Here is a 23,748-nt window from a genome sequence, read left to right on the forward strand (position 1 = left end):
TCTGGTATGGAATTCAGTAACCCCTTCGACGATCCGCAGGGTCTGTTCGCCATTGTGCAAAACGCGCAGCAGCAGTACAGCCTGTGGCCGCAGCAGTGCGCCTTGCCCGACGGCTGGCGCGTGGTATGCGAGCCGCAGTCGCAGGAAGCCTGTCAGCAGTGGCTTACCAACCGCTGGCAAACCCTGATCCCGGCCCATTTTGCACAGGTGAACGCATGAGCGCACAACTTCCTCTCGTGGCCGCCCAGCCGGGGATCTGGATGGCGGAACAGCTTTCCGACCTGCCCAACGCCTGGAGCGTAGCCCACTACGTCGAGCTGACCGGCCCGGTTAATGCCCCGCTGCTGGCGAAAGCGGTGGTGGCGGGCATGATGCAGGCCGATACCCTGCGCACGCAGTTTACCGAGGACAACGGTGAGATCCGCCAGTGGGTGGATGACACCATGCTCCTGCCGGAGCCGCAGATTATTGACCTGCGCGCCCACGCCGATCCGCACGCTGCGGCGCAGGCGCAGATGCACGCCGATCTTAACCAGAACCTGCGCGTCGACAGCGGTCAGTCGCTGGCCTTCCACCTGCTGATGCAGGTGGCTGACAACCGCTGGTACTGGTATCAGCGCTATCACCACTTAGTGGTGGATGGCTTCAGCTTTCCGGCCATTACCCGCCAGATCGCCGCCATTTATTGCGCCTGGTCCAACGGCGACGCCACGCCGGACTCGCCGTTTACGCCATTTGCTGAAGTGGTAGAGGAATATCAGCGCTACCGCGACAGCGAGGCATACGTGCGCGACGGTGCCTTCTGGGCCGAACAGCGCAGGCAGCTCCCGCCGCCGGTATCGCTCTCCAGCGCGCCGCTGCCGGGACGTGCCGCCACCACCGATATTCTGCGCCTGAAGCTGACCGCCGATCGTCAGGCGTTTAGCCGTTTAACCACGGTCAGCCAGAGCCAGCGCACCGACCTCGCCCTGGCGCTGGTGGCCCTGTGGCTCGCCCGCCTGACCGGACGCATGAACTATGCCGCCGGGTTTATCTTTATGCGCCGGATGGGCTCCGCGGCGCTGACCGCCACCGGCCCGGTGCTGAACGTGCTGCCGCTGGCGGTGAATATCAGGGCACAGGAGACGCTGCCGGAGCTGGCCCAGCGCCTGGCCGGTCAGATGAAAAAAATGCGCCGTCATCAGCGTTACGACGCCGAGCAGATTGTCCGCGACAGCGGGCGCGCAGCCAGCGACGAAGCCCTGTTTGGCCCGGTGTTCAACGTCAAGGTCTTCGACTACCAGCTGGATATCGAGGGCGTTCAGGCAGTCACCCACACCCTGGCGACCGGCCCGGTCAACGACCTCGAGATGGCGCTGTTCCCGGACGAGGAGGGCGGCCTGAGCATTGAGATCCTCGCCAACAAGCAGCGTTACGATGAGGCCACCCTGGTGCGCCACGTCGAGCGCCTCCATGCCTTGCTGGCGCAGTTTGCTGCCAACATCGATCTGCGCTGCGGCGAGGCCGAAACGGTGTCTGACGCCGAATATCAGCAGCTGGAAAAGATTAACCAGACAGCAGTTCCTCTGCCGCTCACCACCCTGAGCGCGCTGGTGGCGGAGCAGGCGGCGAAAACCCCGGACGCCCCGGCGCTGGCCGATGCACAATACGAACTGAATTATCGCCAGATGCGCGAGCAGGTGGTGGCCCTGGCGAACCAGCTCCGTGCCCGGGGCGTGAAGCCCGGCGACAGCGTGGCGGTGGCGCTACCGCGTTCGGTATTCCTGACCCTGGCCCTGCACGCCATTGTCGAAGCGGGGGCCGCCTGGCTGCCGCTGGACACCGGGTATCCCGACGATCGCCTGCAGATGATGATCGAGGACGCGAAGCCGTCGCTGCTCATCACCGACGATAACCAGCGTCCGCGCTTCAGCCATCTGCCTGTGTCCCTTTTTAGTTACAACACACTATTAAGTTCTGAGGGCAGCGCCCCGCTCAACCTCAGTGCCCCGGAACAAACCGCCTATATCATCTTTACCTCCGGCTCGACAGGACGGCCGAAAGGGGTGATGGTCGGCCAGACCGCCATTGTCAACCGCCTGCTGTGGATGCAAAACCACTACCCGCTCACCGCTGCCGACGTGGTGGCGCAAAAAACGCCGTGCAGCTTTGACGTCTCGGTATGGGAGTTCTGGTGGCCGTTTATCGCCGGGGCGAAGCTGGTGATGGCCGAGCCGGAGGCGCACCGCGATCCGCTGGCGATGCAGGATTTCTTTGCGAAATACGGCGTCACCACCACCCACTTTGTCCCCTCGATGCTGGCGGCCTTTGTCGCCTCGCTGACCCCGGAAAACGCCGCCTGCTGCGCCAGCCTGAAACAGGTATTTTGCAGCGGCGAAGCTCTGCCCACCGCCCTGTGCCGGGAGTGGGAGCAGCTCACCCACGCGCCGCTGCATAATCTGTATGGCCCCACTGAAGCGGCGGTGGACGTCAGCTGGTATCCGGCCTTTGGCCCGGAGCTGGCATTGGTGACAGGCAACAGCGTGCCGATCGGCTTCCCGGTATGGAACACCGGCCTGCGCATTCTGGATGCGATGATGCGCCCGGTGCCGTTCGGGGTGGCGGGGGATCTCTATCTCACCGGCATCCAGCTGGCGCAGGGCTACCTGGGCCGTCCGGACCTGACCGCCAGCCGCTTTATCGCCGACCCATTCGCGCCTGGCGAGCGCATGTACCGCACCGGTGACGTGGCCCGCTGGCTGGATAACGGCGCGGTGGAATATTTAGGTCGCAGCGACGATCAGCTGAAAATTCGCGGCCAGCGCATTGAGCTGGGGGAAATCGACCGGGCGATGCTGACCCTGCCGGACGTGGCTCAGGCGGTGACCCATGCCTGCGTCATCAACCAGGCGGCGAACACCGGCGGCGATGCCCGTCAGCTGGTGGGTTACATGGTCTCGGAATCCGGCCTGCCGCTGGATCGCGACGCGCTTTTAACTGCCCTGAAAACCCAGCTGCCGCCGCATATGGTGCCAGTGGTGTTACTGCAACTCAGCGCGCTGCCGCTCAGCGCCAACGGCAAACTGGATCGCAAGGCGCTGCCGCTGCCGGAGCTGACGGTGAAAACTCAGGGCCGCGCCCCGGAAAGCGATACCGAACAGGCGATTGCCGCGGCGTTTTCTACTCTGCTGGGCTGTGAGATCAACGACATCGAGGCGGATTTCTTCGCCCTTGGCGGCCACTCGCTGCTGGCGATGCGCCTTGCCGCCAGCCTCAGCCGCCACTTTGCCCGCCAGGTGACGCCCGGCCAGGTGATGGTGGCCTCGACGGTGGGCAAGCTGAGTGCGCTGCTGGCATCCGACATCAGCGACGAGCAGGCCCGGCGTCTGGGCTACGAAACGATCTTGCCCCTGCGCGAAAGCCAGGGCCCGACGCTGTTCTGCTTCCATCCGGCCTCCGGTTTTGCCTGGCAGTTCAGCGTCCTGGCACGCTACCTCAGTCCACGCTGGTCGATTACCGGCATCCAGTCGCCGCGACCGGGGCCGATGCAGCACTGCGCCACGCTCGATGAGGTGATCGATCGGCATCTGGCGACGCTGCGGGCGCAACAGCCACACGGGCCTTATCATCTGTTCGGCTATTCGCTGGGCGGCACGCTGGCACAGGGCATCGCCGCCCGCCTGCGCGCGCAGGGTGAAGAGGTCACGTTCCTTGGCCTGCTGGATACCTGGCCGCCGGAGACGCAAAACTGGCGTGAAAAAGAGGCGAACGGTCTCGATCCTGAGGTGTTAGCGGAGATCGAGCGCGAGCGGCAGGCGTTCCTCGCCGCCCAGCAGGGCCAGGCATCCGGGGAGCTGTTCAGCGCGATCGAGGGTAACTACGCCGATGCGGTGCGTCTGCTGACCACAGCGCACAGTGCGAAGTTTGACGGCAAAGCGACCCTGTTTGTTGCCGAACGCACGCGAGCGATGGATCCGCACCAGGCCTGGACGCCATGGGTAGGGGAGCTGGAGGTCTATCGCCAGGATTGCGCCCACGTGGACATCATCTCCCCGCAGGCGTTTGAGACGATAGGGCCGGTATTGAAGGGGATATTGGGGTAGTGAAAACGCCCGGCGGCGCTACGCTTGCCGGGCCTACGGTTTTCCCCCCTCTCCCTGTGGGAGAGGGCCGGGGTGAGGGCATCAGACCGCACGTCTTCCCAGCGGCACCACCAGCGGCGTGCCCGCCACCGGATCGTCAATAATCATGCAGCGCATGCCGTAGATCCGCTCGATCAGCTCCGGGGTCACAATCTCTTTCGGCGCACCCTCGGCCACAATCTTCCCGTCGCGCAGGGCAATCAAATGGGTGGCATAGCGGCAGGCCTGATTGAGGTCGTGCAGCACTGCCGCCAGGGTAAAGCCCTGGGTGCGGTTCAGATCGCTCAGCAGCTCCAGGAGATCGATCTGATGGCTGATATCCAGCCAGGTGGTCGGCTCGTCCAGCAGCATGATCGACGTCTCCTGGGCCAGCACCATCGCAATCCACGCCCGCTGGCGCTGCCCGCCGGAGAGGGTATCCACGCTCTGCGCCGCCAGGTCGGTAATCCCGGTGGCCAGCATCGCTTTGGTGACCGCCGCTTCATCCTCTTTACGCCAGCGGGTAAACAGCGGCTGGTGCGGATAGCGTCCGCGCGCCACCAGCTCCTGCACGGTGATATCCCCTGGCGTGGTGGCGTTTTGCGCCAACAGCCCGATCCGGCGCGCTACCTCTTTACTGGCATAGCGCTGGATCTGCTCGCCATCGAGGAAAACGTTGCCGTGCAGCGGCGTCATCAGGCGGCTGAGGGTGCGCAGCAGGGTCGATTTCCCGCAGCCGTTGGGGCCGATAATGGCGGTGAAGTGGCCGTCGGGGATCGCCACCTGCAGATCCTCGGCCACGGTTTTTTTACCGTAGCCGAGGGTCAGATTTTCGCCGCGCAAGCGGGTTTGATTGGCACTCATTTCTTGCGGGACTCCTGAACAAGCAAGACGATGAGGTAGATACCGCCAAGACTGACGGTCACGACCCCCACCGGAAGTTGATACGGCATAAACAGCTGCTGGGCGCAGAGATCTGCCGCCAGCAGCAGCAGCGATCCGCACAGCGCCGACTGGGTTAACCCCCAGCGGGCGGTGCCGCTCAGACGGCGGGCGATGTGCGGCGCGACCAGGGCAATAAAGGAGATCGGCCCGGCAATGGCGGTAGCCGCGGCGGTTAACACCACCGCCACCAGCATCAGCATCAGACGCGAACGCTCAACGCTGACGCCCAGCGCGCAGGCGCTGTCGTCGCCCATCTCCAGCAGACGCATCCGTTTCACCAGCAGTAATGCGCAGACAAACATCAGCAGGATCAGCGGGGCGGCGGGCAGGGTTTTGGCCCAGGTCAGGCCGTTGAGCGACCCGGCGAACCACAACCCGGCAGAGAGCGAGGTCTCCAGCGAGGCCTGTAATAGCAGCCAGGTATTAAAGGCCATCAGCATGGCGCGCATGCCGATGCCGATGATGATCAGGCGGAAGGTTTCGATCCCGTCGCGCCACGCCAGTGCCCAGACGATCAGCGAGGTGAGGATCCCGCCCGCCATCGCCGCCAGGGTAATGGCCGTCAGGTGCTGACCGAACAGCACCATCGCTACCAGCACGCCGCTCCAGGCCCCGGTGTTAAAGCCCATCACGTCCGGGCTGCCGAGGGGGTTGCGCATCAGCGACTGGAAAATCGCGCCGCTGATCCCAAGAGCAGCGCCAACCAGCAGGGCCATCATCACCCGCGGTAAACGCCATTCGGTGACCACCATGGTGATATTGCGCGGCGCGCTGCCGGTGAGGGCATTAAAGACCTGAGACAAATCAAGCGTTACCGCCCCGCTACGCAGGCTAAACAGGGCCACGCCGAGGCTGACCAGCATCAGCACCAGACAGCTGAGAATTAAACGACGGGATGGGGCCATCACAGAGCACCTCCGCGCCTGCGGCGCACCAGGAAAATCAGCACCGGCGCGCCGATAAAGGCGCTGACCACCGACACCCGCAGCTCGCCGGGCACCAGCAGACGCCCGAGAATATCGGCAAACAGCAGCAGGGCAGGGGTGGCAAGCAGGGTCACCGGCAGGGACCAGCGGTGATCGGCCCCCACCAGCCAGCGCGCCATGTGCGGCATCATCAGGCCGATAAAGGCGATGGGGCCCACCACCGCCGTGGCGCTGCCGCACAGGACGGTGATGGCCAGTAATCCGATCAGCTGGGTGCGCGCCACGCGACTGCCGAGGGCGGTCGCGGTGTCGCTGCCGAGGCTCAGACTGTTGAGCGCCCGGCTTAACAGCAGCGCCACGGCGGCGGCGATCAGCACCGGCACGCTCACCACCTGTAACGTTTGCAGGGTGCGGATATCCAGCGAGCCGGCCTGCCAGAAGCGCAGCTGATCGTAGACGTCAGGGTTGAGCAGGGCGATGCCGTTGGAGAGGCCATCCAGCACCGCGCCCAGCGCCACGCCCGCCAGCGTCAGGCGTATCGGGCTGAGCTGGCCCCCGCCCTGGCTGCCGGTAAAAGCCACCAGCAGCGAGGCGGCAAAGGCCCCGCACAACGCCATCACCAGCTGTTCGCTGGGGGAGGAGAAGCCAAACAGCGCCGCGCCCAGCACGATGGCGAAGCTGGCCCCGGCGTTAACGCCGAGAATGCCCGGGTCGGCCAGCGGATTGCGGGTCAGGGTTTGCATCAGCGCCCCGGCGAGACCGAGAGCGGCACCGGCCAGCAGCCCGGCGAGGGTGCGCGGCAGGCGGGCATCCCGCACGATGGTGCAGTCGGCGCTTTGACAGGTGGCGGTGAGGGCATCCACTACCACGGAGAACGGCAGCGGTTTCGCACCCACCGACAGGCTGAGGGCGACGGCAAACGTGAGCAGTAACAGTAAACCGGGCACGGCAAGGGCGCGTGACGCGGAAGAGGAGTACGACATAGCAACGTCCATGATTTGATAATGATAGTAATTATCGTTATCTATCTTATTTAGCTATGTTAGCATGTGCGGCCATGGAATTGGTACAAAAGAAACCATTAAGGCTTTGTAATGACCCGACAATCCTGGCTGCTCAATCTGAGCCTGCTGAAGACCCATCCGGCGTTTCGTGCTGTTTTTATTGCCCGTTTTATCTCCATTTTATCCCTTGGCCTGCTCGGCGTGGCCGTACCGGTGCAAATCCAGATGATGACCCACTCCAGCTGGCTGGTGGGGCTCTCCGTCACCCTGACCGGCGGAGCGATGTTTATCGGCCTGATGGTCGGCGGGGTGCTGGCGGATCGCTACGAGCGTAAAAAGCTGATTCTGCTGGCGCGTGGCACCTGCGGGGTGGGTTTTGTTGGGCTGTGTCTGAACGCGATGCTGCCGGAGCCGTCATTAATTGCGATTTATGCCCTCGGCCTGTGGGACGGTTTTTTTGCCTCATTAGGGGTGACGGCGCTGCTGGCGGCAACCCCGGCGCTGGTGGGGCGCGAAAACCTGATGCAGGCAGGCGCTATCACCATGCTGACCGTGCGTCTGGGGTCGGTGATCTCGCCGATGGTCGGCGGCCTGCTGCTCGGCACCGGGAACGTTGCCTGGAACTACGGCCTGGCCGCTGCGGGTACCTTTATCACCACCTTAACCCTGCTGCGTCTGCCTTTACTGCCGCCTCCGCCGCAGCCGCGTGAACATCCGCTGAAATCGCTGATGGCGGCAATCCGTTTTCTGTTCAGCAATCCGCTGATTGGCGGCATCGCCCTGCTGGGGGGGGCTGTTGACGATGGCAAGTGCGGTGCGGGTGCTCTATCCGGCGCTGGCGATGGAGTGGCAGATGAGCGTGTCGCAGATTGGCCTGCTGTATGCCGCGATCCCGCTGGGGGCGGCTTTTGGCGCGCTGACCAGCGGTAACCTGGCGCAGAGTGCCCGCCCGGGGCTGATTATGCTGCTGGCAACCCTGGCCTCGTTTATTGCGATTGGTTTCTTCAGCCTGATGCCGGTCTGGGCGCTGGGCGTGCTCTGCCTGGCGCTGTTCGGCTGGCTGAGCGCGGTCAGCTCCCTGCTGCAATACACCCTGATCCAGACCCAGACCCCGGAAGCGATGCTCGGCCGCATCAACGGCCTGTGGACGGCGCAGAACGTCACCGGCGATGCGATAGGCGCGGCCATTCTGGGTGGGCTGGGGGTGATTATGACCCCGGTGGCCTCGGCCAGCAGCAGCGGATTTGTGCTGGCGATGATGGGGGCGATACTGCTGGTGGTTTTGGCGGAGTTACGCCGGTTCCGCCAGGAGCCTGTTTTAAACGATAGTGCGGCTTGATGCCCTCACCCCGGCCCTCTCCCACAGGGAGAGGGAGAAAATCGTAGGCCGGGCACAAGGCCGCACCTTACTTAAACAACCCCTCTAAACGCGCCAGCACCCGCATCGCACTGAAATAATCCAGACGGAAGGTCTCGGTGCCCAGCGCCCAGACGCGCTTGTTTTGCACCGCCGGCAGATGGGCCAGCAGCGGGTTGGCGTAGATCGCATCCACATCCTTCCGATCGCCGGCAAACAGGAACAGCCCTTCGCCGTTCAGCCCGGCCGCCAGGTTTTCACCCCCTAACTGCACAATGTCGTGGCGCTTGCCCTGGCTTTGCGACGGGTTCAACCCGGCGGGCAGGGTAGCAAGGGAGAAGCCCAGCTGTTGCAGCAGCTTGCCCTGCGCCGACTCGGCGGTCCACAGGTTGGCACTGTGGGCCGCGGCGGTATACACAATGGCGTTCACCGGCTGCGGGGGCTGCTTCAGCTGCTGCTTCACCCGGGTGAGCTGGGTATCAAACTCGGCAATCCGCGCGGCGGCCTGCTTCTCCTGGCCGGTAATGGTGCCCAGCTGAGTCAGCAGCGCCTGCCAGCTTTTGTCGTCGTAGTTGATCACCAGCGTCGGGGCGATGGCCGAGAGCTGATCGTACAGCGCCACGGCGGAGTCCCCGCCGGTGGCGCTGACCAGGATCAGATCCGGCATCTGGGCGGCAACGGCTTCGGCACTTGGCTCACCGATGTACAGCCGCGCGAGCTTACGCTGTTTGGCCACCTCGCCCCACTGGCGCAAAAAGCCCTGGTCATCTGCCACCCGGTTGTTTGGGGTGGTCGCCCCGCTGGCGATGACCGGGGCGTCAATCGCCAGCAGCGAGCCGGTGAGGGTCACGCTGGTGGAGACAATCCTCGTCGGTTTGCTCGTAAGCGTGTGGGTTCCGTGGCTATCCGTGACCTGACGCGGCCAGTCGGCGGCCAGCGCTGAGGTTAATCCTGAAATTAAAAGTCCCATTAAAAGCAGGGTGTTACGACAAGCAGCGGGCAGTTTCACTAAGGGGCATCCTGTTTTCGTTGAAGTTAATGCTTCTCATTTTCATGAATGAGCCGCAGGGATGCAAGCGATAGTCGCACAAGATGCGCCGTCGACGGTTGACACCATCGCGCTCTGGGATTAGGTTAGCCAGCGAAAATATAAATGATAATAATTCTTACTGCTTTTATCATTTCAGGAGGATGATATGGATACGTCACTGGATGAGGACGTTCAGCACACCGCGACCACGCTGCACAAAGACAGCTTCTTCTTTATGTCGCCCTATCGCAGCTTTACCACGTCTGGCTGCTTTGCCCGATTTTCCACCCCAGCCGTTGGCGGCGACGATCCGGCCAGCGCGTTTCAGCAGCAGCTGGCTCAGGCCTTTGCCGATGCTAAAGCCGCCGGAATTGCTAACCCGGTGATGGTAGGGGCGATCCCCTTTGATACCCGCCAGCCGTCGTCGCTGTTCATTCCGCAGGAGTGGCACAGTTTTGCCCGCCCGGCGCGCCAGCAGTCTGCCCGCTATGCCACCCGAACCTCACCGCTGACGGTTAAATCCCGCACCGAGATCCCGGCCCAGTTAGCCTTCGAAGAGATGGTCGCCCGCGCCGCCGCCCTGACCGCTACCCCACGCGTCAACAAGGTGGTGCTGTCGCGCCTGATCGACATTGCCACCGAAGAGAGCCTCGACAGCGGCGCGCTGCTGGAAAAACTGATTGCCCAGAACCCGGCCAGCTTTAACTTTCATGTGCCGCTGGAGGATGGCGGGGTGCTGCTGGGTGCCAGCCCGGAGCTGCTGCTGCGCAAAGAGGGGGCCCACTTCAGCTCCCTGCCGCTGGCCGGTTCCGCCCGCCGTCAGCCGGACGACATGCTCGATCGCGAGGCAGGCAACAAGCTGCTGGCCTCGGCAAAAGATCGCCACGAACACGAACTGGTCACCCAGGCGATGAAGGCGGTGCTGACCCCGCGCAGCCATCAGCTGACCATGCCGGCTTCACCGCAGTTGGTGACCACCCCGACCCTGTGGCACCTCGCCACCCCGGTGGAAGGCGAAGCGCGTGAAGATGAAAACGCCCTGACGCTGGCCTGCCTGCTGCACCCGACCCCGGCCCTGAGCGGCTTCCCGCATCTGGCGGCGAAAGCGCTGATTGCCGAGCTGGAGCCGTTCGACCGCGAACTGTTCGGCGGCATCGTCGGCTGGTGCGACAGCGAAGGCAACGGCGAGTGGGTGGTGACCATCCGCTGCGCGCGCCTTCACGCCAACCGCGTGCGCCTGTTTGCCGGCGCCGGGATTGTGCCTGCCTCCTCACCGGTGGCCGAGTGGCGCGAAACCGGCGTCAAACTGACCACCATGCTCAACGTTTTTGGCCTGCATTAAGGATCCATCATGACTATTCCCTTTACCCGCTGGCCCGACGACTTCGCCCGCCGCTATCGTGAAAAAGGTTACTGGCAGGATCAGCCTCTGACGGAGATCCTGACCCGCCACGCCGACAGCGATGCGCTGGCGCTTATCGACGGCGAACGCCGCTTCACGTATCGCCAGCTCCAGCAGTCCGTTAATAACCTCGCAGCCGCGCTGCAGGCGCAGGGCGTCCAGCGGGGCGAAACCGCCCTGGTACAGCTGGGCAACGTCGCCGAGTTCTACATCACCTTTTTCGCGCTGTTGCAGGTGGGCGTGGCCCCGGTCAATGCCCTCTTTAGTCATCAGCGCAGCGAGCTGAACGCCTACGCCAGCCAGATTGAACCCGCGCTGCTGATTGCCGATCGTGCCCACGGCCTGTTTGCCGGCGACGACTTCCTCAACACCTTTGTCGATCAACACCGCTCTGTGCGCATGGTGCTGCTGCGTGGCGAAGGGCTGGAGGCGGCCATTGCCCGCCCGGCGGATAACTTTATCGCCAGCCCGACCCCGGCCGATGAGGTGGCGTTCTTCCAGCTCTCCGGCGGCAGCACCGGCACGCCGAAGCTGATCCCGCGCACCCACAACGACTACTACTACAGCATTCGTCGCAGCAACGAGATCTGCGGGATTAGTGCGCAAACCCGTTACCTGAATGCCCTCCCGGCGGCGCACAACTTCGCGATGAGCTCCCCGGGCACGCTGGGGATCTTTATGGCCGGGGGCTGCGTGGTGCTGGCCAACGATCCGAGCGCCACGCTCTGCTTCCCGCTTATCGAACAGCATCAGATCACCGTCACCTCGCTGGTACCTCCGGCGGTCAGTCTGTGGCTGCAGGCTATCGCGGAAGGGACTGGCAATGCCCAGCTGGCGTCGCTGCAGCTATTGCAGGTGGGCGGTGCGCGTCTCTCCGCTACGCTTGCCGCCCGTATTCCGGCGGAGATGGGCTGCCAGCTCCAGCAGGTGTTTGGCATGGCCGAAGGGCTGGTGAACTACACCGCGCTGGACGATGCCCCGGAACGCATCATGAATACCCAGGGCCGTCCGATGTGCGCGGATGACGAAGTGTGGGTGGCCGACGAGCAGGGTAATCCGCTGCCGCGCGGCGAGGTGGGACGTCTGATGACCCGCGGGCCTTACACCTTCCGCGGCTACTACAAAAGCCCGGAACATAACGCCAGCGCCTTTGATGCCAACGGCTTTTACTGCTCCGGAGATCTGATCGCCATTGACGAGCAGGGCTATATCACCGTACAGGGACGCGAGAAAGATCAGATCAACCGTGGCGGGGAGAAGATTGCCGCCGAAGAGGTGGAAAACCTGCTCCTGCGCCACGAGGCGGTGATCCACGCCGCGCTGGTCAGCATGGAGGACAGCCTGCTGGGCGAGAAGAGCTGCGCGTATCTGGTGGTGAAACAGCCCCTGCGCGCGGTCGAAGTGCGCCGCTTCCTGCGCGAGCAGGGCGTGGCTGAATTCAAACTGCCGGATCGCGTGGAGTGCCTGGAGGCACTGCCCCTGACGCCGGTAGGCAAAGTCGATAAAAAACAATTACGCCTGTGGCTGGCCGAACGGGCGCAGGGCTGAGGAGCAGAAGATGGCAATTCCAAAATTAACCGGTTACGCGCTGCCAGGCGCGGCAGATATGCCGACCAACAAAGTCAACTGGACCATGGAGCCCGCGCGCGCCGCGCTGCTGATCCACGATATGCAGGAGTATTTCCTCAACTTCTGGGGCGATAACTGCCCGATGATGGCCCAGGTGGTGGCGAACATTGCCCGCCTGCGCGACTACTGCAAACAGCACAATATTCCGGTCTATTATACCGCCCAGCCGAAAGAGCAGAGCGATGAGGACCGCGCCCTGCTGAATGACATGTGGGGACCGGGCCTGACCCGCTCGCCGGAACAGCAGCGCATTGTCGCAGAGCTGACCCCGGATGAAGCCGACACCGTGCTGGTGAAGTGGCGCTACAGCGCGTTTCACCGCTCGCCGCTGGAGCAGATGCTCAAAGAGACCGGCCGCGACCAGCTGATCATCACCGGCGTATATGCCCACATCGGCTGCATGACCACCGCCACCGACGCCTTTATGCGCGACATCCAGCCGTTCTTCGTCGCCGATGCGCTGGCGGACTTCACCCGGGATGAGCACCTGATGTCGCTTAAGTATGTGGCCGGTCGCTCCGGGCGCGTGGTGATGACCGACGAACTGCTGCCGTCTATTCCTGTCTCGAAAGCGGCGCTGCGCGAACTCATCCTGCCGCTGCTGGATGAGTCCGACGAGCCGCTGGATGACGAAAACCTGATCGACTACGGTCTGGATTCGGTGCAGATGATGGCCCTGGCGGCGCGCTGGCGCAAAGTGCATGGCGATATCGACTTCGTGATGCTGGCGAAAAACCCGACCCTGGATGCCTGGTGGGCGCTGCTCTCCCGCGAGGTGAAATAATGGCCAGGTTCGATTTCGCCGGGAAAACCGTCTGGGTGACCGGAGCCGGAAAAGGCATCGGTTACGCCACCGCGCGGGCGTTTGCGGAGGCGGGCGCACAGGTGACGGGCTTTGACGTCGCCTTCCCGCAGGCGAGCTATCCCTTTGCCACCGAAGTGCTGAACGTGGCGGACGCGGGTCAGGTGCACGAGGTTTGCGGGCGTCTGCTGGCAACGATCGAACGTCTGGATGTGCTGGTCAATGCCGCCGGGATCCTGCGGATGGGGGCGACGGACCAGCTGTCGCAGGAGGACTGGCAACAGACCTTTGCGGTCAACGTCGGCGGGGCGTTCAACCTGTTCCAGCAGACGATGGGCCAGTTCCGTCGTCAGCAGGGCGGGGCGATTGTCACCGTGGCTTCCGACGCGGCCCATACGCCGCGCATCGGCATGAGCGCCTATGGGGCGTCGAAAGCGGCGCTGAAAAGCCTGGCCCTGACCGTCGGCCTCGAGCTGGCGGGCAGCGGCGTGCGCTGTAATCTGGTGTCGCCGGGCTCGACCGATACCGACATGCAGCGCACCCTGTGGGTGAGCGATGACGCCGAACAGCAGCGCATTCGCGGCTTTGGCGAGCAGTTCAAGCTCGGCATCCCGCTGGGCAAAATCGCCCGTCCGCAGGAGATTGCGCATACCGTGCTGTTCCTCGCTTCCGACCTCGCCAGCCATATCACCCTGCAGGATATCGTGGTGGACGGCGGCTCCACGCTGGGGGCCTAGATGATCTGGAAACGACATTTATCCCTGGAGGCGCTGAACGACACCAGCCTGAACACGATGGTGGCGCATCTTGGGATCCTCTATACCCGGATCGGCGACGACACGCTGGAAGCCGAGATGCCGGTGGATGCCCGTACGCATCAGCCGTTTGGTTTATTGCACGGCGGCGCGTCGGCGGCGCTGGCGGAGACCCTGGGGTCGATGGCCGGTTTCCTGATGACCGGCGACGGACAGAGCGTGGTGGGCACGGAGCTGAACGCCACCCATCACCGGGCGGTGGCGCAGGGTAAGGTGCGCGGGGTATGTCAGCCCCTGCACCTCGGGCGCACCAGCCAGAGCTGGGAGATCGTGGTGTATGACGAGCAGGGACGGCGGTGCTGTACGTGCAGGTTGAGTACGATGGTGTTGGGGTAGGTTGCGCGATGTTGCCGGGTGGCGGCTTCGCCTTACCCGGCCTACGGTTCGGGGTTGCTGTTTTCCGGGTGGCGGCTTCGCCTTACCCGGCCTACGGTTCGGGGTTGCTGTTGTCCGGGTGGCGGCTTCGCCTTACCCGGCCTACGGTTCGGGGTTGCTGTTGTCCGGGTGGCGGCTTCGCCTTACCCGGCCTACGGTTCGGGGTTGCTGTTGTCCGGGTGGCGGCTTCGCCTTACCCGGCCTACGTTTCAGGGATGTTGTAGGCCCGGTAAGCGAAGCGCCACCGGGCATTTCGTGCACCGAGTTAACAACCTCGTCCTGGGTGAAAGTGATCGGCTTAACAATGTTATGTAAATGACTGGTTGGATGTCTGTTTTTAAGTGTGGTTGAGTTGTTAAATCTTAAGCGAGTGTTATAGATACAAAATGTAACATCTCACTTCTGCGATGATGGAAACCATATCATGAACAACTCAGGGAAATACCTCATCTGGGCAGGGCTCTCCGTGGTGGGCGCCTTTGCGCTGGGCTATATCGCCCTCAACCGCGGGGAACAGATCAATGCGCTGTGGATAGTGGTCGCAGCGGTCTGTATCTATCTGATTGCCTACCGTTTTTACGGCCAGTATATCGCCCGCAACGTGCTCTCCGTCGACCCGACGCGCATGACGCCGGCGGTGCGGCATAACGACGGTCTGGACTATGTGCCGACCGACAAAAAAGTGCTGTTCGGTCACCACTTTGCCGCCATCGCCGGGGCCGGGCCGCTGGTGGGGCCGGTGCTTGCCGCGCAGATGGGCTATCTGCCGGGGATGATCTGGATCCTTGCCGGGGTGGTACTGGCCGGTGCGGTGCAGGACTTTATGGTGCTGTTCGTCTCCACCCGCCGCGACGGACGTTCGCTCGGCGAGCTGGTGAAAGAGGAGATGGGCCCGACCGCCGGGGTCATTGCCCTGATCGCGACCTTTATGATCATGGTGATCATCCTCGCGGTGCTGGCGATGATCGTGGTGAAAGCACTGACCCACAGCCCGTGGGGGACATACACCGTTGCCTTCACCATTCCGCTGGCGATCTTCATGGGGATCTACATTCGCTATCTGCGCCCGGGGCGCATTGGCGAAGTGTCGGTGATTGGCCTGTTCTTCCTGGTGTTCGCCATTATCTCCGGTGGCTGGGTGGCCGAGAGCCCGACCTGGGCGCCGTATTTTGACTTTACCGGCGTACAGCTGACCTGGATGCTGGTGGGCTATGGCTTTGTGGCCGCCGTTCTGCCGGTGTGGCTGCTGCTTGCCCCGCGCGATTACCTCTCCACCTTCCTGAAAATCGGCACCATCATCGGGCTGGCGATTGGCATTCTGATTATGCGCCCGACCCTGACCATGCCTGCGGTGACCAAATTCATTGACGGTACCGGCCCGGTCTGGACCGGCAATATGTTCCCGTTCCTGTTTATCACCATCGCCTGTGGCGCGGTTTCTGGCTTCCATGCCCTGATCGCCTCCGGCACCACGCCGAAGATGCTGGCCAATGAAAGTCAGGCCTGCCTGATCGGCTATGGCGGCATGCTGATGGAATCCTTCGTCGCGATTATGGCGCTGGTTTCGGCCTGCATTATCGATCCGGGCGTTTACTTTGCAATGAACAGCCCGATGGCGGTGCTGGCCCCGGCCGGTACGGCGGACGTGGTGGCCTCTGCGGCGCAGGTGGTCAGCGGCTGGGGCTTTGCTATTACCCCGGACACCCTGAGCCAGATTGCCAATGAGGTGGGCGAGCAGTCGATTATCTCCCGTGCGGGCGGGGCACCGACCCTGGCGGTGGGGATGGCCTACATTCTGCACGGCGCGCTGGGCGGCCTGATGGATGTGTCGTTCTGGTATCACTTTGCCATTTTGTTCGAGGCCCTGTTTATCCTGACGGCGGTGGATGCGGGGACCCGTGCGGCGCGCTTTATGCTGCAGGATCTGCTGGGGGTGATTTCACCTAACCTGAAACGCACCGAATCGCTGCCGGCCAACCTGCTGGCAACGGCGCTCTGCGTGCTGGCGTGGGGTTACTTCCTGCATCAGGGGGTGGTCGACCCGCTGGGCGGCATCAACACCCTGTGGCCGCTGTTCGGGATCGCGAACCAGATGCTGGCCGGTATGGCGCTGATGCTCTGCGCGGTGGTGCTGTTCAAGATGAAACGTCAGCGTTACGCCTGGGTGGCCCTGGTGCCAACGGCCTGGCTGTTGATCTGTACCCTGACCGCCGGCTGGCAGAAAGCCTTCAGCCCGGATAATAAAGTGGGCTTCCTCGCCATCGCCAACAAGTTCCAGGCGATGATCGACAGCGGTAAGATCCCGGCCCAGTACACCGAGTCGCAGCTGTCACAGCTGGTGTTTAACAACCGTCTGGATGCCGGGCTGACCATCTTCTTTATGGTGGTGGTTGTGGTGCTGGCGCTGTATTCTCTGAAGACCGCGCTGGCCGCCCTGAAACAGGACAAGCCAACGGCGAAAGAGACGCCGTATCAGCCGATGCCTGCCAACTATGAAGAGATTGTGACCCAGGCGAAAGGGGCGCATTAAAGGCAATGCCGGGTGGCGCTAGCGCTTACCCGGCCTACAATCCTTATCCCCCTCTCCCTTTGGGAGAGGGTTAGGGTGAGGGGAAACAACGAGAAACCGAATTATGTTCGACACCCTATCCAAAGCAGGTAAGTACTTAGGCCAGGCGGCAAAAATGATGATCGGCGTGCCGGACTACGACAACTACGTTGAGCATATGCGCGTCAACCATCCTGACCAGACCCCGATGACCTACGAAGCATTTTTCCGCGATCGCCAGGACGCCCGTTACGGCGCCAAAGGCGGAGCGAAGTGCTGTTAACCCTCTTTCGGCAGGTAAAGACTGATCTGCTCTTGTTTACAGCCGTAAATAGCCGCCAGTTTTTCACGGGTGCGTTTCTGCGGACGGGAGTCGACGGCTTCGAGCTGTGACACGGCGGACTGGCTGATGCCCAGTTTGTCGGCCACCTCCTGTTGCGATAAGCCGCGATGAATGCGCCAGGCGGCCTGCAGGCTGACCTCCTGCCAGGTCATGATGCTGCACACGTCGCCGGGCAACCAAACGTCATCGTAGATATCGTGCTCGATCTCAATATCTTCCAGGTCGTCATCCGTTTCATCGTCGATTTCTGATAATTGCAAGCGCATCCAAAAGTATTCGTCATAAGGGATAACGGCGTACTGTGCTTTCCCTTCATCGTCCTTAATTATCTGAACAGCCATAGGGCATATCCTCCTCGTGCAGGTAGGTCGTTGTTGTTCTGCGTTTAATGGCTAAAACATAACATTCGTGATGGTGATTATCCTGAAGGGTAATGAAGATTCGATAATCACCTACTCGCAGACGGAAACGGTTCTCAGAACCCGATATTTTCTTGATATCGGGTCGGGGAGCCGAGCGGTCATTCAGTTGGGCAAGCTTTGCTTCTATTCGCTGCCGATACCGGCTGTCAATTTTAGCCAGTGCCTTCTTCGCAGCCTGTGACCAGAAAATCTTCATCCGTACCTCCACTGTACGCCCACACAAAATATAAGGAAATAATAAGACTATTAGATAAATTCCGAATGTCTTATGAGGTACTGTAGGTCGGGGTCTGGAGCGAAAAAAGCGGCAAAAAGCGGATCGTCGAGACGGGTCGAAAATACCTCTGCCGGGCGACAGAGGCATGCATAACCTTTGCGAGCGGACGTCAGGCGTTCAGGCCGCCGTCCACATCCAGACCGGTGCCGGAGATCTGCCCGGCGGCGGGGCTGGCGAGGAAGGTGACCGCGGCGGCGATATCTTCCGGCTGGCCGTAGTGCCCGGTGGCAATGAGCTGACGCTGGGATGCGGCCTGCACACCGTCCTCCGGGTTCATATCACTGTTGGTGGGGCCGGGGTGGACCAGATTGACGGTAATGCCGCGCGGGCCGAGGTCGCGCGCCAGTCCGCGGGTCAGGGAGTTGAGCGCCGATTTGGTCATCGAATATACCGCGATACCCGGCTGGGCAACGCGGTTGGCCAGACAGCTGCCGATGTTGATGATCCGTCCGCCGTCGGACATATGCACCAGCGCGGCCTGGGTGGCGATCACCACCCCACGAATATTAACGTTAATCAGAGCGTCAATGTCCGCCAGGGTCATGGACTCCAGCGGCCCGCCGCGCGCAATCCCGGCGTTATTGACCAGAATATCCAGCCCGCCCAGGGTGCGTGCCGCATGGGTGACGGCATCCTGAATGGCCTCTGCGCTGGCGCTGTCGGCCTGAATCGCCTCGCTGAGACGACCTAACGACGTAATTTCATCCGCGACGGCCTGGGCTTTATCGGCGGATTTTTCGTAGGTGATAACCACATCGGCACCCGCCCGGGCCAGCGAGAGCGCAATGGCGCGCCCTAAACCCCGGCTGGCCCCGGTAACCAGCGCCTTCTTACCTGTTAAATCGATCTGCATGATGACCTCAACTTAAGTGATGAGAACCCTCATTAGGTATAGAAGGCGCATGTCCGGCGTCAATGCGCTTAGCGGCTGAGGTTTTCCACTTTCTCAAACGCGGCGCGCAGGATCTCCGGCGTCAGGGCGATCGGCAGGGCGTGGATCGACTCCACCGGGCGCAGAGTATGGGCGATCACCCGATCCAGCTCGTCGCGGTTGTGGATGTCCACTTCCAGCGCGCGCAGGGTGGTGGGCAGGTTAAAGCGCTGGTACGCCGCGACCAGCTCGCGCAGCACCTCGTCCTGACCGAGCAGGGCGCTCTGCACCAGAATGCCGTAGGCCACTTTGGTGCCGTGGAGGAACTGCGCGGTCTGCGGCAGCACCGTCAGGCCGTTATGCACCGCATGCGCCGCCGCCACGCGGGTGTAGCGTTCCCCGAGGCCGCCGACCATGCCGCCGCCGGCAATAATGGCATCCACCACGTCATGAAACTCCCGGGTCACCTCGCGGCGCGTCTGGTCGGCCAGCGCCTGCTCGCTCTGTTCCAGCAGCACGTCGCGGATCGCCAGCGCACCATTAATGCCGAGCCTGACCGTCAGCGGAAGCTGTTCGGGTTGCGGGGCCAGCACCACCGCTTCATACCATTTCGCCAGGGTATCGCCGATCCCCGCCAGCAGGTATTCCGCCGGGGCGTTAAGCACGATCTCCGGCTCGACCAGCACAAGGTAGTTGGCGTCGTCAAAAATTTCAAAGTGCAGCGCCTGCCCGGCATCGTTGTACCACACCGACAGCGGAGTCCAGGCGGCGCAGGTGGCGGCGATGGTCGGAATGGCCACCACCGGCAGGCCCAGACGGCGGGCCACCGCTTTGGCGGTATCCAGCAGCGCGCCGCCGCCGACGCCAATCACCACGCTGCGATCCGCCCCGGAGGCCTCCGCAAGCGCATTTACGTCGTGCTCGCTGCAGTGGCCTTTAAACAGCAGGTGTCTGGCTCCCTCGGTGTGGAAGCTCGGCGGCAGGAAAGGTTGAGCCCCGGCAAGGGCGCGTTCGCCGTAGATCCATACCGCCCGGGAGAGCTGTTCCGGGGTGAAAAAAGCGTCCAGGCGGGCAAGGGCTCCGCGATGGGAGTAGTAGTTGGCCGGGCCGGGAACGACGCGGATATCGGTGTTACTCATGATGGTGTCCTTTTTACGAAGCGCTAACCCGATGTTATAGCTAGACATCCAGATGGCTAATACTATTTTGCTTTATCTTATGCTTTTTCCTTCGTTGCCAGCCAGTCCCGGCTGTGAAAAATTCCATAAATCAAAAGATTAATGATAAGGGATCGCAGCGAATGACCACCAGTCGCCTCGAGATGCGCGGCATCAGCCTGGCTTTTTCTGGCTTTCAGGCGCTGTCGCGCGTTGATTTCACGCTGACGGGCGGATCGGTACACGCGCTTACGGGCGCGAACGGTGCCGGGAAATCCACCCTGATGGCGGTCCTGTGCGGCACCCACGCGCGCTATGAAGGCGAAATCCGCATCAATAACCAGTCCGTCACCATTCGCGAGCCGGTGGATGCCAAACGGCTGGGCATCCATCTGGTGCAGCAGGAGGTGGACGTGGCGCTGATCCCCGGCCTGAGCATTGCGGAAAACATCATGCTCGATCATCTGGCGCAGCCGGGACACCGCTTCCACTGGGGGAAACTGCGTGAGCAGGCCCGGCAGGCGCTGGCCCAGCTGGACGTCACTCTCGACGTGCGGCGCGCCATCGACAGCTGCACCCTGGCGGAAAAGCAGCAAATTTTGCTGGCGCGGGCGCTGTCCCACCACTGCCGGTTTTTAATTCTGGATGAACCTACCGCGCCGCTGGACGCCCACGAAAGCGAGCGGCTGTTTGCCGTGGTGCGACGCCTGCAGCAGCAGGGGATCGGCGTGGTGTTTATCTCCCACCGCATTCACGAGCTGAAGGCGATCTGCGACACCTTAACGGTGCTGCGGGACGGGAAGCTGATTGAGTCCGGCCCGATGGCGGATCTCAGCGGAGAAGCCATCGTCGAGAAGATGCTCGGCCACGAGCTGAGCGATATCTACCCGCCTGCGCGTCCTCCTCACAGCGGCGAAACCCTGCTGCGGGTGGAGGGGCTGCATGACGAAGGGCTGCTGAAGGATATCTCCCTGCACCTGCGCAAGGGTGAAATTCTGGGTATTGCCGGGCTGGCGGGGGCCGGGAAAACCGAACTCTGCAAGGCGCTGTTTGGCGCCAGCAAAAGCCAGGTGGCACAGGGCGAACTGAATCAACAACCCTGGAAGCCGTGCGATCCGGCGGATTCGGTCCTGCGCGGGCTGGCGCTGGTGCCGGAAGAGCGGCGCAAAGAGGGCATTTTTATCGATGAGCCGGTGAGCATGAACCTGGCGGTGTCAGCGGATAATAGCTTCTCGCGCTGGAGCCTGTTTGGTCATCGCCAGGCGTGGCGCTGGGCGGAAGAGGTGATCGCCCGGGTGGGCGTGCGCACCCGCGGGCCGGGGCAGGTGCTGCGCCGTCTGTCGGGCGGCAACCAGCAGAAGGTAGCGATTGGCAAATGGCTGCGCGGCAACGCCCAGGTGTTGATCTTCGACGAGCCCACCAAAGGGGTGGACGTGAAGGCCAAAACCGATCTGTTCCAGCTGATTGACGGCCTGGCGCGGGAAGGCAAAGGGGTGATTTATGCCTCCGGCGAATTTGCCGAGCTGGTGGGCCTGTGCGACCGCATCTGCGTGCTGTGGGACGGGCGCATCGTGGCGGAACTCGAGGGGGCAACCGCCCGCGAAGAGACATTACTTTATTATTCAACCGGAGGAACGGCGTCGTGAGCAAGGCCCTTTCAGTGACGGCGGCGGCCTCTGGCCGTCAGCAAATTTTCGATTTTCTCTATAAGTGGGGCATGTTGCTGACGGTGGTCGCGCTGGTGGCCATTTTCGGCGTGGCGTCAGAGAACTTCCTCGATCCGAACAACATCATCAACATTCTGCGCTCTATCGCCATCGTGACGGTGATTGCCATCGGCGTCTCCATCTCGCTGACCATTGGCGGGTTTGATCTCTCGGTCGGATCTACCGCGTCGTTAGCCAATGCGCTGGTGATCTCGCTGTTTGTCTGGCACGGCTTCGGCACCACCGAATCCATTCTGATTACCCTGGCGCTCTGCACCCTGGTGGGGCTGTTTAACGCCTTTTTGATCGTCATCCTGCGCATTCCCGACATGCTTGCGACCCTGGCCAGCCTGTTTGTGATCCAGGGCGTAGCGATGACCTACAGCTACGGCGGGTCGATTACCGAAAACATGGTGCTGCCGAGCGGCGACATGGCGGAGGGAACCATCCCGGCGGCCTTTGGCGCGCTGGGGCAGGTGCCAACCATCGTCATTATCATGCTGGCGGTGACCCTGCTGGCGCAGCTCGGGCTGTCCCTGACCACCCACGGACGCCGGATGTACGCCATCGGCGGCAACCCGGAAGCGGCGCGCCTGTCCGGGATCCGCACCACCCGCTACAAGGTGGCGGCCTACGTGATTGCCTCGCTGCTGGCGGGGCTTGGCGGCATTCTGCTGGCCTCGCGCATTGGCTCCTCGCAGGTAAATGCCGGCGGCGGTTATCTGATGGATGCGGTAGCAGCGGCGTGGATCGGCTTCTCGCTCGCCGGCTCCGGCAAACCGAACGCGCTGGGCACCCTGGTGGGGGCGGTGATCCTCGGGGTGCTCTCCAACGGGCTGGTGATGCTCTCGGTGCCGTATTACGCCATGGACATTATAAAAGGGCTGGTGCTGGCAGTCGCACTGGCGATTACGTACGTACAAAAACGTTAACAACACGACGGGATAAAAAAAATTGAAAAAAGTTGCACTCTCTTTGCTGACGCTGGGATTACTGAGTTCACTGCCGGGCTATGCGGCGACGCCTGCGCCGGTGCCAGCGGCCATTGCCAACCACGACGGGCAGATTCGTATCGCGGTGATCCGTAACCTCGGCTCTGACGACAACACCACCCAGTTTGTCGCCGGGGCGATCCAGGAAGGGAAAAAGCTCGGCTTTAAGGTCAGCACCTTTTTAAGCAACGGCGACGACGCCAAATTCCAGGACTTCGTGAACCAGGCGATCACCCAGAAATATGACGGCATTATCCTCTCTCAGGGGCGCGATCCGTACTCCACCGCGCTGGTGAAAAAAGCGGTCGATGCCGGGATCAAGGTGGCGGTGTTCGATACCGCGGTGAACGGGGAAATCCCGGGCGTGACCGTGACCCAGCAGGATGATGCCTCCCTGACCAACCTCTCGTTCGGCCAGCTGGTGAAAGACTTCAACGGCAAGGCCAACATCATCAAGCTGTGGGTCGCCGGCTTCCCGCCGATGGAGCGTCGTCAGACTGCCTATCAGGAACTGCTGAAGCAGAACCCGGGCATCAAAGAGCTGGAGTCCATCGGCGCGGTCTCCTCTGACGTGCAGGGTGACACCGCCAACAAAGTGGGCGCGGTGCTGGCAAAATACCCGAAAGGCAAGATCGACGCCATCTGGGGCACCTGGGATGCCTTCAGCCAGGGAGCTTATAAGGCCCTGAAAGAGAACGGCCGCACCGAGATCAAACTCTACAGCATCGACATCTCCAACCAGGATCTGCAGCTGATGCGCGAGGCGGGCAGCCCGTGGGTGGTGAGCGTGGCGGTGGATCCGAAGCTGATTGGTGCCACCAACGTGCGTCTGATTGCCAACAAGATTGCCGGTGAAGCGACCCCTGCGACCTATGACTTTAAGGCGGCGGCTATTCCGCAGGCGCTGCTGTCGGCCCAGCCGGGCGCGGTGAACGTGGCGTCGCTGGGGAAAATCATCCCGGGCTGGGGCCAGACCGAAGACTTTATCGCCCCGTGGTTCGCTACTTTAGAAGCGAAGGCAAAATAACATTTGCCGGGTGGCGGCTG

General features: G+C 62.4%; 20 protein-coding genes and 1 pseudogene. 13 read left to right on the top strand and 8 right to left on the bottom strand.

What is annotated here, in order from left to right:
- Positions 1–6: 6 nt before the first annotated feature.
- Positions 7–219 carry an MbtH family NRPS accessory protein gene (locus tag AAHB66_RS05795; RefSeq protein ID WP_324808425.1) on the top strand — a complete coding sequence of 71 codons (213 nt, stop codon included), beginning with the start codon at positions 7–9 and terminating at the stop codon, positions 217–219.
- A complete protein-coding gene (gene entF, locus AAHB66_RS05800; RefSeq protein ID WP_347115500.1) occupies positions 216–4,082 on the top strand; it encodes an enterobactin non-ribosomal peptide synthetase EntF in 3,867 nt (1,288 codons plus the stop codon). The genes AAHB66_RS05795 and entF overlap by 4 nt, the downstream gene beginning before the upstream one ends.
- Positions 4,083–4,163: 81 nt before the next feature.
- Here the strand turns inward: entF and fepC are convergent, their stop codons facing one another.
- Genes fepC through fepD form a run of 3 tightly spaced genes read right to left on the bottom strand, consistent with a single transcriptional unit; the run spans position 4,164 to position 6,954 of the window.
- Positions 4,164–4,964, bottom strand: coding sequence for an iron-enterobactin ABC transporter ATP-binding protein (gene fepC / locus AAHB66_RS05805; protein WP_347115501.1), 801 nt, complete (start codon positions 4,962–4,964; stop codon positions 4,164–4,166).
- A complete protein-coding gene (fepG, locus tag AAHB66_RS05810; RefSeq protein WP_347116429.1) occupies positions 4,961–5,950 on the bottom strand; it encodes an iron-enterobactin ABC transporter permease in 990 nt (329 codons plus the stop codon). The genes fepC and fepG overlap by 4 nt, the downstream gene beginning before the upstream one ends.
- The gene (gene fepD, locus AAHB66_RS05815) at positions 5,950–6,954 is read right to left on the bottom strand and encodes a Fe(3+)-siderophore ABC transporter permease (RefSeq protein ID WP_347115502.1); all 1,005 of its coding nucleotides are present in this window, start codon (positions 6,952–6,954) and stop codon (positions 5,950–5,952) included. The genes fepG and fepD overlap by 1 nt, the downstream gene beginning before the upstream one ends.
- Positions 6,955–7,065: 111 nt before the next feature.
- On the opposite strand from fepD, the pseudogene entS reads away from it, so the two are divergent.
- Positions 7,066–8,314, top strand: a pseudogene (entS, locus tag AAHB66_RS05820) (enterobactin transporter EntS).
- A 67-nt stretch (positions 8,315–8,381) separates the two neighbouring features.
- Here entS and fepB read toward each other — a convergent pair.
- Positions 8,382–9,341, bottom strand: coding sequence for a Fe2+-enterobactin ABC transporter substrate-binding protein (fepB, locus tag AAHB66_RS05825; protein WP_347115503.1), 960 nt, complete (start codon positions 9,339–9,341; stop codon positions 8,382–8,384).
- A gap of 187 nt (positions 9,342–9,528) precedes the next feature.
- On the opposite strand from fepB, the gene entC reads away from it, so the two are divergent.
- The 7 genes from entC to AAHB66_RS05860 all read left to right on the top strand — a co-directional run bounded on the left by entC (position 9,529) and on the right by AAHB66_RS05860 (position 17,216).
- On the top strand, positions 9,529–10,704 hold the full coding sequence (gene entC, locus AAHB66_RS05830) for an isochorismate synthase EntC (RefSeq protein ID WP_347115504.1): 1,176 nt from the start codon (positions 9,529–9,531) through the stop codon (positions 10,702–10,704).
- Between the two features lie 9 nt (positions 10,705–10,713).
- Positions 10,714–12,312 carry a (2,3-dihydroxybenzoyl)adenylate synthase EntE gene (gene entE / locus AAHB66_RS05835; protein WP_347115505.1) on the top strand — a complete coding sequence of 533 codons (1,599 nt, stop codon included), beginning with the start codon at positions 10,714–10,716 and terminating at the stop codon, positions 12,310–12,312.
- A 10-nt stretch (positions 12,313–12,322) separates the two neighbouring features.
- Entirely contained in the window at positions 12,323–13,177 is an 855-nt protein-coding gene (locus AAHB66_RS05840; protein WP_347115506.1) for an isochorismatase, read from the top strand.
- On the top strand, positions 13,177–13,932 hold the full coding sequence (gene entA / locus AAHB66_RS05845) for a 2,3-dihydro-2,3-dihydroxybenzoate dehydrogenase EntA (RefSeq protein ID WP_347115507.1): 756 nt from the start codon (positions 13,177–13,179) through the stop codon (positions 13,930–13,932). Before AAHB66_RS05840 ends, entA begins: the two co-directional genes overlap by 1 nt.
- Positions 13,933–14,346, top strand: a complete 414-nt coding sequence (gene entH, locus AAHB66_RS05850) for a proofreading thioesterase EntH (protein WP_347115508.1) — start codon at positions 13,933–13,935, stop codon at positions 14,344–14,346.
- Between the two features lie 463 nt (positions 14,347–14,809).
- Positions 14,810–16,915, top strand: a complete 2,106-nt coding sequence (gene cstA / locus AAHB66_RS05855) for a pyruvate/proton symporter CstA (protein ID WP_347115509.1) — start codon at positions 14,810–14,812, stop codon at positions 16,913–16,915.
- Between the two features lie 103 nt (positions 16,916–17,018).
- Positions 17,019–17,216 carry a YbdD/YjiX family protein gene (locus AAHB66_RS05860; protein ID WP_032616994.1) on the top strand — a complete coding sequence of 66 codons (198 nt, stop codon included), beginning with the start codon at positions 17,019–17,021 and terminating at the stop codon, positions 17,214–17,216.
- Here AAHB66_RS05860 and AAHB66_RS05865 read toward each other — a convergent pair.
- The 4 genes from AAHB66_RS05865 to AAHB66_RS05880 all read right to left on the bottom strand — a co-directional run bounded on the left by AAHB66_RS05865 (position 17,213) and on the right by AAHB66_RS05880 (position 19,985).
- Positions 17,213–17,617 (bottom strand): helix-turn-helix transcriptional regulator, encoded by a 405-nt coding sequence (locus tag AAHB66_RS05865; protein WP_347115510.1) that lies wholly within the window; start codon positions 17,615–17,617, stop codon positions 17,213–17,215. The two genes, AAHB66_RS05860 and AAHB66_RS05865, sit on opposite strands and share 4 nt — an antisense overlap.
- Positions 17,598–17,894: a type II toxin-antitoxin system RelE/ParE family toxin gene (locus tag AAHB66_RS05870; RefSeq protein ID WP_347115511.1), complete on the bottom strand. Its 297-nt coding sequence runs from the start codon at positions 17,892–17,894 to the stop codon at positions 17,598–17,600. The genes AAHB66_RS05865 and AAHB66_RS05870 overlap by 20 nt, the downstream gene beginning before the upstream one ends.
- A gap of 190 nt (positions 17,895–18,084) precedes the next feature.
- Positions 18,085–18,828 carry a 3-oxoacyl-ACP reductase family protein gene (locus AAHB66_RS05875; RefSeq protein ID WP_347115512.1) on the bottom strand — a complete coding sequence of 248 codons (744 nt, stop codon included), beginning with the start codon at positions 18,826–18,828 and terminating at the stop codon, positions 18,085–18,087.
- Between the two features lie 68 nt (positions 18,829–18,896).
- On the bottom strand, positions 18,897–19,985 hold the full coding sequence (locus tag AAHB66_RS05880; protein ID WP_347115513.1) for an oxidoreductase: 1,089 nt from the start codon (positions 19,983–19,985) through the stop codon (positions 18,897–18,899).
- A gap of 161 nt (positions 19,986–20,146) precedes the next feature.
- Here AAHB66_RS05880 and AAHB66_RS05885 point away from each other — a divergent pair, with 161 nt between their 5' ends.
- The 3 genes from AAHB66_RS05885 to AAHB66_RS05895 are packed head-to-tail and all read left to right on the top strand — an operon-like array spanning position 20,147 to position 23,728.
- On the top strand, positions 20,147–21,649 hold the full coding sequence (locus AAHB66_RS05885) for a sugar ABC transporter ATP-binding protein (protein ID WP_347115514.1): 1,503 nt from the start codon (positions 20,147–20,149) through the stop codon (positions 21,647–21,649).
- Positions 21,646–22,641: an ABC transporter permease gene (locus tag AAHB66_RS05890; protein ID WP_347115515.1), complete on the top strand. Its 996-nt coding sequence runs from the start codon at positions 21,646–21,648 to the stop codon at positions 22,639–22,641. Before AAHB66_RS05885 ends, AAHB66_RS05890 begins: the two co-directional genes overlap by 4 nt.
- A 22-nt stretch (positions 22,642–22,663) precedes the next feature.
- The gene (locus AAHB66_RS05895) at positions 22,664–23,728 is read left to right on the top strand and encodes a sugar ABC transporter substrate-binding protein (protein ID WP_156263178.1); all 1,065 of its coding nucleotides are present in this window, start codon (positions 22,664–22,666) and stop codon (positions 23,726–23,728) included.
- The last annotated feature ends 20 nt before the right edge of the window (positions 23,729–23,748 follow it).

The sequence above is a fragment of the Leclercia sp. S52 genome, from assembly GCF_039727615.1.
In the GTDB taxonomy this organism is placed as follows: Bacteria; Pseudomonadota; Gammaproteobacteria; order Enterobacterales; family Enterobacteriaceae; genus Enterobacter; species Enterobacter adecarboxylatus_B.